The organism is Sphingomonas sp. URHD0057 (assembly GCF_000620665.1).
In the GTDB taxonomy this organism is placed as follows: domain Bacteria; phylum Pseudomonadota; class Alphaproteobacteria; order Sphingomonadales; family Sphingomonadaceae; genus Sphingomicrobium.
Genome location: NZ_JIAU01000005.1, coordinates 603,180 through 619,505 on the forward strand (window position 1 = coordinate 603,180; position 16,326 = coordinate 619,505).

20 protein-coding genes are annotated in these 16,326 nt (G+C 66.1%); 17 read left to right on the forward strand and 3 right to left on the reverse strand.

Annotated features, from left to right (window positions below):
• Positions 1–2: 2 nt before the first annotated feature.
• The 14 genes from N539_RS17605 (at position 3) to tatC (ending at position 12,135) form a co-directional block, all read left to right on the forward strand.
• A complete protein-coding gene (locus N539_RS17605; protein WP_051531256.1) occupies positions 3–638 on the forward strand; it encodes an NAD(P)H-dependent oxidoreductase in 636 nt (211 codons plus the stop codon).
• Complete coding sequence (locus N539_RS0103340; protein WP_028969115.1) at positions 635–979, forward strand: NIPSNAP family protein; 345 nt, start codon at positions 635–637, stop codon at positions 977–979. The genes N539_RS17605 and N539_RS0103340 overlap by 4 nt, the downstream gene beginning before the upstream one ends.
• Positions 980–1,109: 130 nt before the next feature.
• Positions 1,110–2,450, forward strand: a complete 1,341-nt coding sequence (ftsZ, locus tag N539_RS0103345; RefSeq protein ID WP_028969116.1) for a cell division protein FtsZ — start codon at positions 1,110–1,112, stop codon at positions 2,448–2,450.
• 227 nt (positions 2,451–2,677) lie between these two features.
• Positions 2,678–3,895, forward strand: coding sequence for a tetratricopeptide repeat protein (locus N539_RS15220; RefSeq protein ID WP_051531258.1), 1,218 nt, complete (start codon positions 2,678–2,680; stop codon positions 3,893–3,895).
• A complete protein-coding gene (locus tag N539_RS0103355) occupies positions 3,892–5,055 on the forward strand; it encodes a deoxyguanosinetriphosphate triphosphohydrolase (protein ID WP_028969117.1) in 1,164 nt (387 codons plus the stop codon). Before N539_RS15220 ends, N539_RS0103355 begins: the two co-directional genes overlap by 4 nt.
• Positions 5,056–5,095: 40 nt before the next feature.
• Entirely contained in the window at positions 5,096–6,829 is a 1,734-nt protein-coding gene (gene argS, locus N539_RS0103360; protein ID WP_028969118.1) for an arginine--tRNA ligase, read from the forward strand.
• 2 nt (positions 6,830–6,831) lie between these two features.
• Positions 6,832–7,608, forward strand: a complete 777-nt coding sequence (locus tag N539_RS18710; protein ID WP_037551776.1) for an SPOR domain-containing protein — start codon at positions 6,832–6,834, stop codon at positions 7,606–7,608.
• Positions 7,605–8,264, forward strand: a complete 660-nt coding sequence (locus tag N539_RS18715; RefSeq protein ID WP_028969120.1) for an SPOR domain-containing protein — start codon at positions 7,605–7,607, stop codon at positions 8,262–8,264. The genes N539_RS18710 and N539_RS18715 overlap by 4 nt, the downstream gene beginning before the upstream one ends.
• An 11-nt stretch (positions 8,265–8,275) precedes the next feature.
• Positions 8,276–9,286 carry a beta-N-acetylhexosaminidase gene (gene nagZ, locus N539_RS0103380; protein ID WP_028969121.1) on the forward strand — a complete coding sequence of 337 codons (1,011 nt, stop codon included), beginning with the start codon at positions 8,276–8,278 and terminating at the stop codon, positions 9,284–9,286.
• A 2-nt stretch (positions 9,287–9,288) separates the two neighbouring features.
• Positions 9,289–10,047 (forward strand): segregation and condensation protein A, encoded by a 759-nt coding sequence (locus tag N539_RS0103385; RefSeq protein WP_028969122.1) that lies wholly within the window; start codon positions 9,289–9,291, stop codon positions 10,045–10,047.
• A complete protein-coding gene (gene scpB, locus N539_RS0103390; protein WP_028969123.1) occupies positions 10,047–10,625 on the forward strand; it encodes an SMC-Scp complex subunit ScpB in 579 nt (192 codons plus the stop codon). The genes N539_RS0103385 and scpB overlap by 1 nt, the downstream gene beginning before the upstream one ends.
• Before the next feature lie 23 nt (positions 10,626–10,648).
• The gene (locus N539_RS19145; protein ID WP_028969124.1) at positions 10,649–10,939 is read left to right on the forward strand and encodes a twin-arginine translocase TatA/TatE family subunit; all 291 of its coding nucleotides are present in this window, start codon (positions 10,649–10,651) and stop codon (positions 10,937–10,939) included.
• 15 nt (positions 10,940–10,954) lie between these two features.
• Positions 10,955–11,296, forward strand: a complete 342-nt coding sequence (tatB, locus tag N539_RS15230; RefSeq protein WP_037551778.1) for a Sec-independent protein translocase protein TatB — start codon at positions 10,955–10,957, stop codon at positions 11,294–11,296.
• Positions 11,293–12,135 carry a twin-arginine translocase subunit TatC gene (gene tatC / locus N539_RS15235; RefSeq protein WP_081774154.1) on the forward strand — a complete coding sequence of 281 codons (843 nt, stop codon included), beginning with the start codon at positions 11,293–11,295 and terminating at the stop codon, positions 12,133–12,135. Before tatB ends, tatC begins: the two co-directional genes overlap by 4 nt.
• A gap of 123 nt (positions 12,136–12,258) precedes the next feature.
• Here tatC and N539_RS15240 read toward each other — a convergent pair whose 3' ends face one another.
• A complete protein-coding gene (locus N539_RS15240) occupies positions 12,259–13,785 on the reverse strand; it encodes a sensor histidine kinase (RefSeq protein ID WP_051531260.1) in 1,527 nt (508 codons plus the stop codon).
• A 21-nt stretch (positions 13,786–13,806) separates the two neighbouring features.
• Positions 13,807–14,001, reverse strand: coding sequence for a NepR family anti-sigma factor (locus tag N539_RS15245; protein ID WP_037551782.1), 195 nt, complete (start codon positions 13,999–14,001; stop codon positions 13,807–13,809).
• Positions 14,002–14,305: 304 nt separating this feature from the next.
• Here N539_RS15245 and N539_RS0103420 point away from each other — a divergent pair, with 304 nt between their 5' ends.
• The 3 genes from N539_RS0103420 to N539_RS0103430 all read left to right on the forward strand — a co-directional run bounded on the left by N539_RS0103420 (position 14,306) and on the right by N539_RS0103430 (position 16,063).
• On the forward strand, positions 14,306–15,106 hold the full coding sequence (locus N539_RS0103420) for a response regulator (RefSeq protein WP_028969125.1): 801 nt from the start codon (positions 14,306–14,308) through the stop codon (positions 15,104–15,106).
• Between the two features lie 75 nt (positions 15,107–15,181).
• The gene (locus N539_RS18720) at positions 15,182–15,337 is read left to right on the forward strand and encodes a hypothetical protein (protein WP_028969126.1); all 156 of its coding nucleotides are present in this window, start codon (positions 15,182–15,184) and stop codon (positions 15,335–15,337) included.
• A gap of 87 nt (positions 15,338–15,424) precedes the next feature.
• Positions 15,425–16,063, forward strand: coding sequence for a sigma-70 family RNA polymerase sigma factor (locus N539_RS0103430; protein ID WP_028969127.1), 639 nt, complete (start codon positions 15,425–15,427; stop codon positions 16,061–16,063).
• A 43-nt stretch (positions 16,064–16,106) separates the two neighbouring features.
• Here the strand turns inward: N539_RS0103430 and N539_RS0103435 are convergent, their stop codons facing one another.
• Positions 16,107–16,289: a hypothetical protein gene (locus N539_RS0103435; protein WP_156029732.1), complete on the reverse strand. Its 183-nt coding sequence runs from the start codon at positions 16,287–16,289 to the stop codon at positions 16,107–16,109.
• Positions 16,290–16,326 lie beyond the last annotated feature (37 nt).

Consider the following 16,326-nt stretch of genomic DNA (forward strand, 5'->3'; position numbering starts at 1 on the left):
GCATGAAGACGCTCGTCGTTTTGGCGCATCCCGAACGCCAATCCTTCTGCGCGGAGCTGGCGCGACGCGCGATTGCCCGGATGCAGCGCGAAGGGGACGTCCAGCTGCTCGATCTCTACGCGGAGGATTTCGATCCGGTGATCCGGCCGTCGCACTTTCCACAACGAATGTTGGCCGCTCGGTTTGAGCCGATGGTCGAGCAAGCGCATCAGGCAGCGATAGCGGACGTGACACCCGACATCGCCAGGCATCAGGCCGCGCTGGAATGGAGTGATCGGCTGATGCTCGTGTTCCCGCTCTGGTGGTGGTCGATGCCGGCGATCCTCAAGGGCTGGGTTGACCGGGTTCTTTCGACGGACTTCGCTTATGGTTCGAGGAATCTCGATGGCCGCATCGGGATGCTGTGCGCCACCGCGGAGACCAAGTCCGAGCGGTTCGCGCCGACAGACGGCAACAACCCGCTCCATCACATCGAGCGCGGCATCCTCAAATTTTGCGGCTTCAAGGTCGCGCCATCCTTTGTCGCCGCCGAGATCTATGACCTGTCGGACGACGACCGGCGTCAGCGTCTGAGCGATTTCGAGACTTGGATCGCCCTCCACCTGGCTTCGAGGGCAATGACCGGAACGTCGAGTTGATTACCTGCGTCCTTGAATACCGCATCGATCGGGCGCGAGAGGCCGACTTCGAGCGATGGTGCCGAATGTGGCTCCGGCTCATCCCGAAGTTCGGCGGCATTCATCATGGCTACTTTTTGCCAGGCGAAGGGGCGAGCGACGTGGCGCTCGGTCTATTCTCCTTCGACAGCCTCGCGGCTTACGAGCGTTATCGTTGCGCCGCCGCGGATGACGATGAAGCGCTCGCCGCAACGCGTTTCCGGGACGAGCGCGCCGGCGTCCTCGGCTGGAACCGGTCGTTCTTCAGGCCCGTCTTGCCGGCCGAGGACAACAGCGGACCGATTTCGCCTGTGGATAAGTGAGTCTTTCGGGCGACACTTCTCCCCATATTTTTGGTCCATGTTAACTTTTTTACTTGGCTTGCGACTCGCAATGATTCAAAGATTCATGCTGAAGGTTCAACGCGTTGCTTCCGTGAGGGGGGTTTAGGTCATGAGCATCGATTTCATGCGGCCTGAGGTCGACGAGCTTCGCCCGCGGATCAGCGTGATCGGCGTCGGCGGGGCGGGCGGCAACGCCATCGCCAACATGATGCGGGCCGACGTCCAGGGGGTCGACTTCATCGTCGCCAACACCGATGCCCAGGCGCTCAACGCCTCGCTCGCCGACCGCCGAATCCAGCTCGGCCTCAGGATCACCCAAGGCCTCGGCGCGGGGTCGCGGCCGGAGATCGGCCGGGCCGCGGCGGAAGAGACCATCGACGAGATCATCGCCGCGCTCGAGGGCGCGCACATGTGCTTCATCGCCGCCGGGATGGGCGGCGGGACCGGCACCGGTGCCGCCCCGGTCATTGCCAAGGCCGCGCGCGATCGCGGCATCCTGACCGTCGGCGTGTGCACCAAGCCGTTCGCGTTCGAAGGCTCGCGCCGCGGCCGTTCCGCGGACGCCGGCCTTCAGGAGCTGCAGCAGCACGTCGACACGCTGATCGTCATTCCCAACCAGAATTTGTTCCGCCTCGCCAATTCGGAGACGACCTTCAAGGAAGCTTTCGAAATGGCCGACGAGGTGCTCCAGCAGGGCGTCCGCGGAATCACCGACCTGATGGTCATGCCCGGCCTTATCAACCTCGACTTCGCCGACGTCCGCTCGGTGATGAGCGAGATGGGCAAGGCGATGATGGGCACCGGCGAGGCTGACGGCGACAATCGCGCCATCGAGGCTGCCGAGAAAGCCATCTCCAATCCGCTGCTCGACGGCGTCAGCATGAAGGGCGCCAAGGGCGTGATCATCTCGATCACCGGCGGCGAGGACATGCGCCTGATGGAGGTCGACGAGGCCGCCAGCCACATCAAGGAGCTTGTCGACCCCGATGCCAACATCATCTGGGGCTCGGCGTTCAACAACGATCTCGGCGGCAAGATTCGCGTTTCGGTGGTCGCGACCGGCATCGAAGCTGACGCCATGGCACAACCGGCGCCCGGCAAGGTGTTCACCTTCCCGGCGCGCTCGGCGCCGGCGCCTCAGCCGGCGCCGGAACCCGCAGCTCACCAGGACGAGGCGCCGGAAGCTGATCTTGACGCCGACGGGGAAGGGGACGAGCTGCTGCTCGGCACCGACGATATCCTGACCAGCCCGGTCGGTGCTCCGCCGATCAATCCGCCCGAAGACGAGGATGACGCGGACCCGCCGACCGCTGCCGGGGGAACCCTGTTCGAACGCATGTCGAACATCGCCCGCGGCGCCCCCAAGGCGCAGATCGATGAGGATGAGCCAGACTACAAGCGCGATCCGATCGACATTCCGCGCTTCCTGAACCGGCAGAACAACCAGTAACGCGCCTCACCGCGCTGAGCGAAGGGCGGCCTCGCGGCCGCCCTTTTTCGTTGGGACGGAGGTGGAAATCGCCGAAATTCGCCCGTCTCACCCGCTCCTCCGCACGGTTCGCCGTAAACCCCCTAGGCAGAAAGGCTTTGGCAAGATTCAGTGCCCCACCGGGAGGAATGGTGCGGGGATCGCTAACCATATTGACGCTTGGCGCGACGCTGGCTTGCGGAGCGGCGATGGTCACGGCTGTGCCTGCGTCGGCGCAGGGCAGCTACTCCCCGTACGCCGAAACGCCGGCCGCGGCGCTGGCACGATATGTGCGCGCGCTCGCTTCCGACCCCAAGGATTTCGGCTCACTGATCGGCGCCGGCAAGGCCGCGCTCGAGCTTGGCGACAATCAGGCCGCGGCGGGGTTCTTCGCCCGGGCCGATGAGGTCAACCCGCGCAGCCCGATGCCGCAAGCGGGCATGGGGGCCGTCTCGGTCGGCAATGGTGAAGCCCAGGCGTCGCTCGCTTATTTCAGCCGCGCGCAGCAACTCGGCGCGCCGGTTGCGGTGTTCGGAAGCGACCGCGGCCTCGCGTATGACCTGCTTGGGCGGCAGCGCGATGCGCAGTCGGACTATCGCGCGGCGCTTGGCGGCCCGGACAGCGACGAAGCACGCCGCCGGTTGGCGCTCAGCCTTGCGATCAGCGGCGATAAGGCCGGCGCCCTGACGGCGATCGCACCGCTCATGTCGAAGGGCGATGCTGCCGCGGCGCGGGCGCGGGCCTTCGTTTGTGCGCTGACCGGCGATTCCAACGGCGCGATGATTGCCATCGACGCGGCGATGCCGGGCAGCTGGGCGCGCGTCCAGCCGTTCCTGCAAAAGCTTCCCGGGCTTAACGCCGGCCAGAAGGCGGCCGCCGTCAACCTCGGCATTTTCCCCGACGCCGGACAACCGGCCTATGCTTATTCGGCGCCGATCCAGAATTACGGTGTGCCGGCGGCGTCGACGGCGAGCGTCGCAAGCGATCGTTTGTCGGGGATCGACAATTTCCTGGCGCCTGCGGCGTCCGCCCCGGCGCCTTTGCCGGCGACCGAGTCGCCCAGCTGGCAGGGCCCGCCGGCGCCGGTCCAGATCGCCTACAACGCCCCGATCCCGCAGTCCGCAGTCCCGATGAAATCCGCCTCGGGATCGTCACCTGGCAAAATCTGGCTGCAGCTTGCTAGCGGTCCGAATGCCTCGGCCCTGCCGAGCCAGTTCAATCGCGTGAAGTCGCATAACCCGGATCTGATGGACGGCATCAAGGGCTATGTCGCCAAGAGTTCCGATCGCTCGCGGCTGGTGATCGGACCGTTCCGCGGCGCCTCGGATGCGCAGATCTTTGCCGAGGACCTCGGCTCGGTCGGCGTGAACGCTTTTCGCTGGACCAATTCCTCTTCGGACCAGATTGTGCCACTCGGCACGGAATGACCCTTCCCACGAGCGTTGCCGCGCAGCCTTCGCAGTCGCGCGGCAGGCTCTTTCCCGAACCGGCGTCCGGCCCCCGCGGCCCGCGCGACATTTTCCAGCGCGACCGCGATCGCATCGTCCATTGCGTGGCGTTCCGCCGGCTCCGCCACAAAACCCAGGTCTTTGTCGCCCCCGACGGCGATCATTTCCGGGTTCGGCTCACGCATAGCCTCGAAGTCGCGCAGATCGGCCGCACGATCGCCCGCGCGCTCGGCCTGAACGAGGACCTGACCGAAGCCTTGTGCCTCGCCCACGATCTCGGCCACCCGCCGTTTGGGCATGCCGGGGAAGATGCGCTGGACGCCTCGCTCTCCGACGCGGGCGGATTCGATCACAATGCGCACACCCTGCGCATCGTGACCCGGCTGGAGATGCCCTATCCGGACTTCGACGGGCTCAACCTCAGTTGGGAAGCGCTGGAGGGGCTCGCCAAGCATAACGGGCCGGTTGGCGATCCGACCTGGGCGCTGGTTGAAGCCAATTCGACGCGCGACCTCGAGCTTTCGACCTGGCCCAGCCTCGAAGCGCAGGTCGCGGCGATTTCGGACGACATCGCCTACGACAATCACGACGTTGACGACGGCTTGCGCGCCGGCCTCTTGCAGCTCGACGAGATCCTTCAACTCTCTCTCGTCGGCCGGCTGTGGGACGCGATCGGCGAGCGTCACCCCGGCATTGCGCTCGAAAAGCAGCAGCGGGCGCTGGTTCGCGACATGATCGGCGTAATGGTCGAGGATGTGCTTGCCGAAACCGTTCGAAGGGTGGAGCAATCCGGCGCGCAATCGATCGATGAGGTCCGCCGCGCCGGCCGCCCGCTGGTCGGCTTTTCGGATGCGCTCGCGGAGGAAGAGGGCGAACTGAAGCGCTTCCTCTATGATCGGCTCTACGGGTCCGCTGAGTTGGAGCTGATGCGCAACGAGACCCAGCGCGTCGTCACCAACCTGGCGGCGGCGTATCGCGCCGACCCGTCGTTGCTTCCGTCACCGTGGCAGGACGGGAGCGCCGGCATCGAGCAATTGCGAACGATCGGCGACTTCATCGCGGGGATGACCGACCGCTTCGCCATCGCCCGGCATGAGGAGCTGGTCGGTCCGGTTCAATTGCCTGCCGACCGCTTCTGAAACGTGACGGACCGCATCGCGCGCGATACAGGCGCGGGCGATGTCTCTTTACGCGCAATATGCCGCGCTCCTCGATGGAGTGCTTGACGATCTCGTCGCCGACGGCGCGCTGCCGGCCGAGGTCGATCGCAGGAATGTGACGGTCGAACCGCCGCGCGATCCCGCGCACGGCGACCTAGCGACCAACGCCGCAATGGTGCTCGCCAAGCCCGCCGGGACCAATCCGCGCTCGCTCGCCGAGCTGATCAAGGCGAAGCTCGAAGCGCTGCCGCCGGTGACGTCGGTCGAGGTCGCCGGACCGGGGTTCATCAACCTGCGCCTGAAGCCGGACGCGTGGCGCGACGAGCTCAGGACCATCCTCAACGACGGCGACGGCTACGGCGTCTCGACCATCGGCAGGAACGAGCGGGTCAACGTCGAATATGTTTCGGCCAATCCGACCGGGCCCCTGCACATGGGACATTGCCGCGGCGCGGTGGTCGGCGACAGCCTCGCGCGGATCCTCGAAGCGGCGGGCTTCCGAGTCACCAAGGAATATTATGTCAACGACGCGGGCGCCCAGGTCGATGCGCTCGCGCGCTCGGTCCACCTCCGCTACCTTGAAGCGCTGGGCGCGGAGATCGGCGATATTCCCGAAGGTATGTATCCCGGCGACTATCTGCGGCCGGTCGGGGTCGTGCTCGCGTCCGAATATGGCGACGATTACGCCGAGGCGCCGGAAGAGCAGTGGCTGCCGCTGTTCCGCCAGTGGGCGATCCGCGCGATGCTCGATCTCATCCGCTACGATCTCGGGCTTCTCGACATCCACCACGACAAATTCTCGTCGGAGGCCGAGCTTCAGGAATCGGGCGCGGTCGAGCGGGGCATGGCGGTGCTGCTCGACAAGGGCCTGGTCTACCAGGGCATGCTCGAGCGGCCCAAGAGCCTCGAACCGCACGACGAGTGGGAGCCGGTCGAACTGACATTGTTCCGCTCGACCCAGTTCGGCGACGACCAGGACCGGCCGATGAAGAAGTCGGACGGCAGCTGGACCTATTTCGGCTCGGACGCTGCTTACCATTGGCAGAAGGCGCAGGGCGCCGACCATCTCGTCAACATCTGGGGAGCCGACCATGCCGGGACGGTCAAGCGCGTCCAGTCGGCGGTAAAGGCGCTGACCGACGGCCGCGTCGACCTCGACGTGAAGATCATCAACATGGTCCGGTTGTTCCGCGCCGGAGAGCCGGTGAAGATGAGCAAGCGCGCAGGCTCCTTCGTGACGCTCGCCGAGGTCGTCGACGAAGTCGGCAAGGACGTCGTCCGCTTCATGATGCTGACCAAGCGCGCGGACACGCCGCTCGACTTCGATTTCGCCAAGGTCGTCGAGGCCTCGAAGGACAATCCGGTCTTCTACGTCCAATATGCCCACGCGCGGATCAGCTCGTTGAAGCGCAAGGCAGCGGATGCCGGAGTCGACCTCTCGGCGCCGGCGGATCTCGGCTTGCTCGATGACGAGGAGCTCGCGCTGGTCAAGCGCGCCGCCCAATATCCGCGGGCGGTCGAAAGCGCGGCGATGGCGCACGAGCCGCACCGCATCGCGTTTTACCTCTATGACCTGGCGGCGGATTTCCACGCCTTGTGGAACCGCGGCAACGACGATCCGGAGCGGCGCTTCCTCGTTGAAAATAATCCACAACTTTCGCGCGCGCGGCTGGAACTCGCGCTTGGAATCGCGCAAATCATCCGGAGCGGATTGGACCTGATGGGGGTAGCCGCGACCGAGGAGATGCGCTGACCATGACCGATAGCCGAGCGGCGGTCGGATTCGACCGCCTGCCATGGCTCGCCGACGAACCGGAGCGGGAGCGGCGGCAGAGGTCGGGGCGCGAGCTTGGCGGCTGGGCGGCCGCCGGGGTGCTGCTGGTCGCAGGCGCGTCCTATTGGCTCGGCCAGCGAACCGCACCGGAACTTCAGCCGCCTGTGGCCACGAGGTCCGTCCCGCAATCGACCACGGTGGCGCTTCCTGCGCCACAGGTAGCACAGCCGCAGGTCGAGCCGGATCGAGTTCCCCAGGTCGAACCGGCGCCAGTGCCGGCGCTCTCCGTGCCACGGCCGACGGTCGAGCGCTCTACTTCGCGCAGACGCGTAACGATTTCGCCGCGCCGATCGGCGCCGTTCGTGCGGTCCGAGCCCAAGAAGGAAAGTGGAACGACGCCGGCCGTGAGCAAGCGGGCGGCGGCCAAGCCCGCTGCGACTGTAGAGCAGCCGCTCCGCCTGTGGCCGGCGCGCATTTCGCAAGGCGCGAGCGGGCGCCTGGTGCAGATTGGCGCCTTCGGTTCGCGGCAGCAGGCCAAGCTCGGCTGGCGGCGCATGATGCGGTCTTATCCCGCCGTCGGCCGTCTCCCCGCCACGGTGGTAACGGCGCGCAATACGCACGGCCGCTATTTCTACCGCTTCCAGATCGGCACCACCTCGCAAGCCCATTCCGAGGTGTTGTGCCAGCGCATGGAGCACATCCGCTTCAGCTGCGCAGTCGTCGGCCTGCCCGGCGCCAGGAAAGCCGTGGAGCGGTGAGCGAGCAACCTTCGGCTTATGACGACGGCCAGCTGCCGTGGCTTCAGGCCGTCGACGACGAGGACGAGCCGCGCGGCATCTCTGCCCGCAAGATGCTCGCCGCCTTGCTCGTCGTGCTGGTGGCGGCCGCCCTGGTGGCGGGAACATTCTTCTGGCTCGGCCGCCGCGACGTCGTTAGCGCCGGTCCGCCCGAGCTGATCCGCGCCGAGCCGGGGCCCTATAAGATCAAACCGCCGAATCCCGGCGGCCTCAATGTCGCGGGGGAGAGCGAGACCGCGTTCGAAACCAGCGCCGGCGAGGACAAGGATGCGCAACTCGACCTCAACGCCGTGTCCGAGGCGCCGGTCGCCAAGCCGAAGCCCGAGCCCAAGCCGGCCGGGCCGGTGGCGGCCAAGCCGCCCGCACCTCCTGAGCCCAAGCCGTCCGGCGCGCCCGGAAGCGTGGTCCAACTGGGCGCCTTTGCCAACCAGGCACAGGCCGAGCGCGCCTGGACTGCGCTCTCGGCGCGCTTCCCGGGGGTTGCGGCAATGACCAAGCTGGTTGTGCCGTTCTCGGGCGGCATCCGCCTGCGCGCCAGTGCTGCGTCGCCAGCCGACGCGAAGCAGGTTTGCCAGACGCTCAAGGCGGCGGGCGAAAACTGCTTCGTCGCGCAATAGGGCGGCGCGTGATGCAGGCGGCAATTTACGGTATCGAGGGGCTGGAGCTGAACGAGGACGAGCGCTCCTTCCTGTGCGACGCCGACCCGGCGGGCATGATCATCTTCCGCCGCAACTGCGAGGACGCCGAGCAGCTGTTGCGGCTCACGGATTCCCTGCGCGAGCTGACCGGCCGCCGCGACCTGCCGATCCTGATCGACCAGGAAGGCGGCCGGGTCGCGCGCATGCGGCCTCCCGCCTGGCCGGCGTTCCCGGCCGCCGAGCGGTTCGCCCGCCTTTACCAGGCGGCGCCGTCGTCGGCGATCGAAGCGGTCCGGTCGAACGCCCGGGCGCTAGCGCTGATGCTTCGGGCGTGCGGGATCAACGTCAACTGCCTGCCCCTGCTCGATGTGCGGCAGGAGGGTGCGAGCGACATCATCGGCGACCGGGCGCTGGGTTCGGAGCCGATGCAGGTCGCTGCGCTCGGCCGTGCCGTGCTCGACGGCATGGCGTCCGCCGGTGTCGTCGGCGTGGTGAAGCACATGCCCGGTCACGGCCGGGCGTTGGTCGACAGCCACAAGGAGCTTCCCGTGGTGACGGCGAGCGCGGACGAGCTCGAGATCGATCTGGAGCCGTTCGAGCGGCTCGCCTGGGCGCCGATGGGGATGACCGCTCACGTCGTCTACACCGCCTGGGACGCCGAGCGGCCGGCGAGCCTGTCGCCGACCGTCATTCAAGATATCATCCGTCACCGGATCGGCTTCGACGGCTGGCTGATGAGCGACGATCTGGGGATGGAAGCCCTCGCCGGTGATTTCGCCAGCCGCGCGGCGGGTGTCGTCGCCGCCGGCTGCGACGTTGCGCTCCACTGCTCGGGCAAGATGGAGGAGATGGTCGCCGTTGCGAGCGCCGTTCCGCCGATGAGCCCCGAAAGCCACGACCGCCTCACTCGGGCCATGGCGGCCGTCATGGTCGAGGACGATGATGGGCCCGATCTCGCCGAAGCGCTGGCGAAGCGCGACACGCTGCTGGCACTGGTCTAGCGATGGCATCCGATTTCGAGTTCGAGGAGCGCTCCGTCCGCCCATCGGACGAGCTGAACCTGAACCTCGACGGCTGGGAAGGCCCGCTCGATCTTCTGCTCAACCTCGCGCGGGCGCAGAAGGTCGACCTCGCCCAAATCTCGATCCTGCAACTGGTCGAGCAATACCTGACCTACCTCGCCGAAGCGCGCGCGCTGAAGCTCGAGATCGCAGCCGACTATCTCGTGATGGCGGCGTGGCTCGCCTACCTCAAATCCTGCCTTCTCCTGCCCAAGGACCCCGAACGGGACCCGACCTCGGAGGAGATCGCACTTCGCCTGCAGATGCGCTTGCAGCGCCTGGATGCGATGCGGGAGGCGGGGGCGCGGCTGCTGGGGCGGGATCGGATCGGCCGCGATGTGTTCGTCCGCGGCGCCCCCGAAGGATTGCGGCTGGTCCGCAAGTCGGCCTGGGTGGTGCGCGACTTCGACCTGTTCGCGGCTTACGGTGTCGTTCGCGCACGAACTCAGCCGCCAATGCACGTCGTCCATCCGCGCTCGGTCATGACGCTCGAGGAAGCGATCGACCGCGTTGCGCGAATGATCGGGACCGCGCTCGACTGGACCTTCCTCGAAAGCTTCCTGCCGGCCACTCAGGATCCGCAGTTTCGGCGCTCGGCGCTGGCCTCGAGCTTCCTCGCCATGCTCGAGCTGGCGCGGCGCGGCAGGCTCGAGTTCGCGCAGGAAGAGACATTCGGGCCGATCAAGCTCAAGGCCGCCTGATGGACGAGTATATGCGCGCCCTCGAAGCCACTTTGTTTGCCTCGGCCAGCCCGCTGACCATCGACGAGCTGGTCGAGCATGTCGGTGAGGGCGAGGTCGAGATCGCCCTCGGCCAGCTTGCCCAGCATTACGAGGGTCGCGGGATCGATCTGGTCGAGCGCGGCGGCCGCTGGCATTTCCAGACCGCGCCCGATCTCGCGCATTTGCTGCGCCGCACCCGCGAGGAGCCGCGCCGCCTGTCGCGGGCGGCGACCGAGACGCTGGCGATCATCGCCTATCACGAGCCGGTCAGCCGCGCCGAGATCGAGGCGATCCGCGGCGTTCAGATCTCCAAGGGCACGCTCGACGTGCTGATGGACGCGGGATGGGTCCGGCCGGCCGGCCGGCGCGAAAGCCCGGGGCGGCCGCTGCTCTATGCGACGACGCAGGAGTTCCTGACTCACTTCGGCCTCGGCTCACGCCGCGACCTGCCGGGCATCGACGATTTGAAGGCCGCCGGCCTCCTCGATCCGCTCGACGAGAGCGTCATGGAATCGCTCGGGCAGCTTCAACTGGAAAGCGAGGACGAGGGAGACTAGAAGGCCCGCCAAAGGAGTCCCCCATGGGCAGTTTCAGCATTTGGCATATCCTGCTGTTCGCAGTCATCCTGTTGCTGTTGTTCGGCGGCAATCGCTTCTCCTCGATGATGGGCGACGTCGCCAAGGGCCTGAAAAGCTTCAAGGCTGGCATGGCCGACGACGAGGACGAGAAGCGCAAGCGGTTTGAAGAAGAGCAGCGCCGCCGCAACGAGCCGCCGCGCCAGCTTCCGCGCGACCAGCAGCCCATCGACGTCACCCCGTCCCGCGAAGAGCCCACGGCGGCCCCTCCGCCGCGAGACGACGAAGCCCGCTAAAACGCTTTAGAGTCCGTGTTCGGCGTCGATTCCTCCGAGCTCGCGGTCGTCGCGATCCTCGCGCTCATTTTCATCGGGCCAAAGGACTTGCCCAAGGTCATGCGCACGGTCGGCTATTGGGTCGGCCGGATCCGCGGCATGGCGCACCATTTCACCTCCGGCATCGAAAATATGGTGCGCGAGGCCGAGCTCGAGGAAATGGAAAAGAAGTGGCGGGAGGAGAATGAGCGCATCATGGCGCTGCATCCGCCCGACGCTCATTATCCCGAGCCCGGACAAGCGGACGAGATGCCCCCGATCGCCGCGCCCGAGCCGTCGGGCGACGAGCTTCCGCCCGAGAAGCGGCCGCTCCCGTGAAGGACATCGACGACACCAAGCAGCCGCTGCTCGAGCATTTGATCGAGCTTCGCCGGCGCCTCTTGCTGTGCCTCGGAACGCTCGTCCTGTTCTTCTTCGTCAGTTTCTATTTCGCGAAGGACATTTTCGCAATTCTCGTCCAGCCCCTGCTCAAGGCCGGGCAGGGTAAGCTTATCTACACCGATATTTTTGAGGCCTTTTTCACCCAGGTGAAGGTCGCGCTGTTCGCCGCGTTGATGTTGAGCTTCCCGGTGCTTGCGACTCAGCTGTGGCGCTTCGTTGCGCCCGGGCTTTACGCCAAGGAAAAGGGCGCTTTCCTGCCGTTCCTGTTGCTGACGCCGGTCTTCTTCGCCGCCGGTGCGTGCTTCGCCTATTTCGTCGCCATGCCGTGGGCGCTGCATTTCCTGCTGAGCTTCCAGGGAGACGTCGGGGGAGTCAGCCAGGAGGCGTTGCCCGGCGTCGGCAATTATCTGAACTTCGTCACCCGCTTCCTGTTCGGGTTCGGTGCGGCTTTCCTGCTCCCGATCCTGCTCATGATCCTCGAGCGCGCCGGGCTGGTCACGCGCGAGCAGCTCGCCAAATCGCGGCGATACGCGATTGTCGGCGCAGCGGCCGTATCAGCGGTGCTGACGCCGCCCGATGTGGTTTCGATGCTGCTGCTGCTGGTGCCGCTCTACGGGCTTTACGAGATTGCGATCCTCGCCATCCGCATCACGCACTGGCGCGCAGCGCGCAAAGCGGCGCGGACAGGGGAAGCGGTGATTTCGGAGGCCCAGACAAGAGTGGGCCCGGAAGCGCCACCGGGGGGGGGGAGGGTTGGCGGTTCCGGGCCCATTTAAGCGGATAGCGAGAGCGGGGGGGCAAAAGGTCACTATCCGAACTGCACAACGCCGCTTCTTCGCGACAAGTTCCAGCGGTCGGAATTATTTTTTCGCTGCTGCCGTAACAACCCCCGATTTTCCTTAAACTGGCGGAAATACAGGCATTTCGACGCTGTAACGGCCAAGCTTGCGGTCGAGATTCGAGCGCAACTGCTTGGCGAGGCCGCCGACGATCCGCTCGAACTGCAATTTCTCCGGTTCGTCTTCCTGCTCGGGGACGAGGACACCGCTGTTCAACGTCAGCCGCGCGGTGAGCTCGCTGGTCCGGCGTAAGGAAATCTCGATCGGGTCGGCGGGCGCGTGGAGCATCGCGAACTCGACGATCTCGGTGATCAGGAAAGCCACCGCCACCGCCGCGTCCTGGGTCGTGAAGACCGTATCGATGTCGAGGTCGATCATCAGCCCGCGGGCAGGATCTGGGGCGCCCGCGCGCAATTCGGCTGCCAGCTCGGACAGCAGCGGCCGCAGCGCAATCCCGCGATTCTCCTCCATCTCCGCGAAATGGTTGCGATGAACGATCGAGAGTGCGCCGACGCGCCGGCTGATTCCGGCATAGGCCGCGCGGGCCTCGGGGGTTTCGGCGCCGCGACCATGAATGTTGAGCAGCGAGGCGATGACCTGGAGGTTGTTCTTCACCCGATGATGCACTTCGCGCACGAGCCGCCGCTGGCCTTCCAGCGCACCGGTCATTTCGCGTTCGGATTGGTCGACCCGCGACACGGCCCGGACGAACGCATCGCGAAGCTGCTGGATTTCCGTCGCCGGACCAAGCCTGCGGGGCAGGTCGCCGAGCCCCTGTCCGGGCTGATAAACCCGCACCGCGCTCTCCAGCCGCTTCAATGGCCGGATCAACAGCCGGCTGACGAGGAGCCATGTTATCAGCGCCGCCGCCACCCACATCAGCACCGGCAGCAGCAGCATGAGGCGGTCGAGCGTGGTGATGCGCTGCCGCGGGACGCCGACCCGGGCGATGAGAGTTCCACGCCCGATCGGCCACTCGCTAATGAGCAGGGCGGACGCGTCAGTCTGAGTGCCGCCAAGCACTTGCAGCTGGCGGCGGCCGTCGTGCAGCGCGAGCGAGGGGATATCGTCGTCGGCGATCGCATTGCGCAGCTCGGCCGCGGGAAGGACGGCGGTCGCCATGCCGCCGATGACTCCGACGCGAATGGCGATGGCGTCCATGCCGGGGGATACCCGCAGGCGAATGTCGCCGGGCGCCACTGGAGGCAGGCTCGCGGTGTCGTCGGTCTCGCCCGAATGGCACACCGGGCGGCCGTTGATGTCCTCGAGCTCGAAGTTTTGCGCGATCGCCGGAGCGATCGACAGCGAACGGCGAACCCGGTCGCAAGCGCTTGCCGGGCCGCTCGCGAACGCACCGTTCGCGGCTACGCGAAGGGCGAGCGCATTGCGCGCAATCAGGCTCTCGATGGCTCGCGCCGCCGCCCGGCTTTGCTCACGGCCCTGGCCTTCGAGCGCAGAATTCGCCTGCTGGATACCGCTTTCGCCGACCCAGGTCAGCGCGATTCCGATCGGCAGGATCGCGGCGGTGAGGATCAGGAATAGCTTGGACGCGGTCGAAAGCCGTCCAAATCGCTCGCCAATGGTCATCGGCGGAGCCCGATTGGCGCGCTAGTTGAGCTTGCCGATGAGGGTGATGAAATCGTCCGGAATCGTCTCGCGCAAGGTGTCGTCATAGACCGAGCGCAAAGCGCGCCCCAGGTCGCTGGGGCGGTGCTTTCGCGCAACCTTGCCGGAAGCAGTCGTTTTCTTTGAGTGCCCGGAATGTCCGGCCCCTTCCGACTCGCCTCGCTTCTTGGCACTCAACCCTTGTCCCCCCTCGCGCGGGTACTGTCGCGCGTCATACAAATCTCACCTGCTGGTGCAACGCCTTCTCCCGCCGTTGCCCCGTAATTGAACACAGATCGGGTTAGCCGCAGTACGAGAAGGTGCTGTGCAGCTTGCCCGGCCCACCGACGAAACCAAATGGCCGGTGCTTTGTTCCAGAGGCCGACCACATCTTTGGGGGGAAGGGGAGGCAGAGCTGCGCCACGAACCTTGCAGGGTTGCAACAATAGGGAGCCGTCGCCAAAGACGGCGCAAATCTTAAATTCCAGGAGAGCCAACACTCATGTCCCTTGGCCAGGAACTCGCACCACATCTTCCGTTTCTTCGCCGCTACGCGCGGGCGCTGACCGGAAGCCAGACCCACGGCGACGCATTCGTCCGGGCAACGCTCGAAGCCATCGTCGCCAAGCCCGACGAGTTCCCGCGCGACGTCGATCCGCGGCTCGGGCTGTACAAGACTTTCCACGCGATCTGGTCGACCGCGAACATCGAAGAGGGCGAGGAGCCCGTGCAAAGCGCGACCGGCGCCGAGGGCATCGCTCACGCCCGCTTGTCGCGGATCACCCCGCTTTCCCGCCAGGCGCTGCTCCTGACCTCGCTCGAGGGATTTTCCTCCGACGACACCGGCTATCTGATCGATGCCAGTCCCGCCGACGTCGACTCGCTGGTCGCCGAAGCGCTCGAGGAAATCGAGCGCCAGACTTTGGCCGACGTCCTGATCATCGAGGACGAGCCGATCATCGCCATGGATATCGAGACTATCGTCCGCGATCTCGGCCACAACGTCACCGGCGTCGCGGTCACCCGCGACGAAGCCGTCGCGCAGGCGCGGCAGAACCCGCCCGGCCTCGTCCTCGCGGACATCCAGCTCGCCGACGATTCGAGCGGGATCGACGCGGTCAAGGATATCCTCGCCGAATTCTCGGTCCCGGTGATCTTCATCACGGCCTTCCCCGAACGCCTCCTGACCGGCACCCGGCCCGAGCCCACCTTCCTCATTACCAAGCCGTTCCAGCGCTCGACCGTGAAGGCGGCGATCGCCCAGGCCCTGTTCTTCGACGCGGCGACGGTTCCCGCGGCCTAAGTGGGAGCTTGAGTGGGAACAGGCTCCCGACCGGCGCGTTGGCCGGTCGAACAGTGATTTCGTGACGAGAGCATAATGGTCGATCCGCAACCCTCCGAGCCGTCTATCCACGAGACGACGACGGAGGCGCGCGCGGGATCGACGCCGGGCGTCGCCCGCAATGTCCTTGTCATCGGTACGTTGCTGGTGGTCATTTTATTTGCGGTCATCGTCTTGGTCGGCCGGTCCTGAGCACCTAGCTTCTGTCGCAATCGCTGTTCATGTTCTTGTCAACCGTGCGCGGCCACGGTCGCGCGCTGAAAAAGGGTGGGGTGCAGTTTGACCGATGAAAGCGAACAGGAACGGCGAGGCAAGCCATCGTCCGAACCGGTTCCGCTGTCCGACCCCGAGTTCAAGGACCAGCTCGCGGCCGTCATTCCGCACCTTCGAGCCTTCGGCCGCTCGCTCTCCGGCAGCCGCGACCTTGCCGACGACCTGGTCCAGGAGACGCTGCTCAAGGCCTGGGCGGCGCGCAAGCGATTCCAGGCCGGGACGAACATGCGCGCCTGGACGTTCATCATCCTCCGCAACCTGTTCCTGAGCCAGATGCGGCGCGCCCGGTTCAAGGGCGAATGGGACGACATCACCGCTTCGAAGATCCTCGCCGCCCCCGCGAGCCAGGATCGGCATATCGAGCTCGGCGACATGCAGCGGGCGCTAATGCATCTGCCGCAACCACAGCGCGAGGCGCTGATCCTGGTTGGGGCGGGCGGCTTCGCTTACGAGGAAGCAGCCGAGATTTGCGGCTGCGCGGTCGGCACGATCAAGAGCCGCGTCGCGCGCGGGCGCGTTGCGCTCGAGCAATTGCTCTCCAGCGGCAAGCTGCCGTCACGGCGGCAACATCGCACTGACCCCGACAAGTCGGCACTGCAGACCATCATGAGCGAGGTCGACGAGCTTAGCCGCGATCACGAATGAGGGCTGCGACGGCCGCGTGCGTGCCGCCTTCCGCCGCCTGAATTCAGTTAAGCTTGCGCAGCAATTCCGCGAAATCGCGGTCGCACGGTTCCGCCGCCGCGGCCTCGAAGGCGCGGCGCAGCGCGGCCGTGATGCCGGCGTGGGCGGGCGGTAGCTCTATCTGGATGACTCGGCGGTCCATCGCATCGAAATCCGCTGCCGGAACATTCTTATTCTCCAACTTCATTTGATTGGGAAACGAGCGGACCACCGGGGAAGTTTCC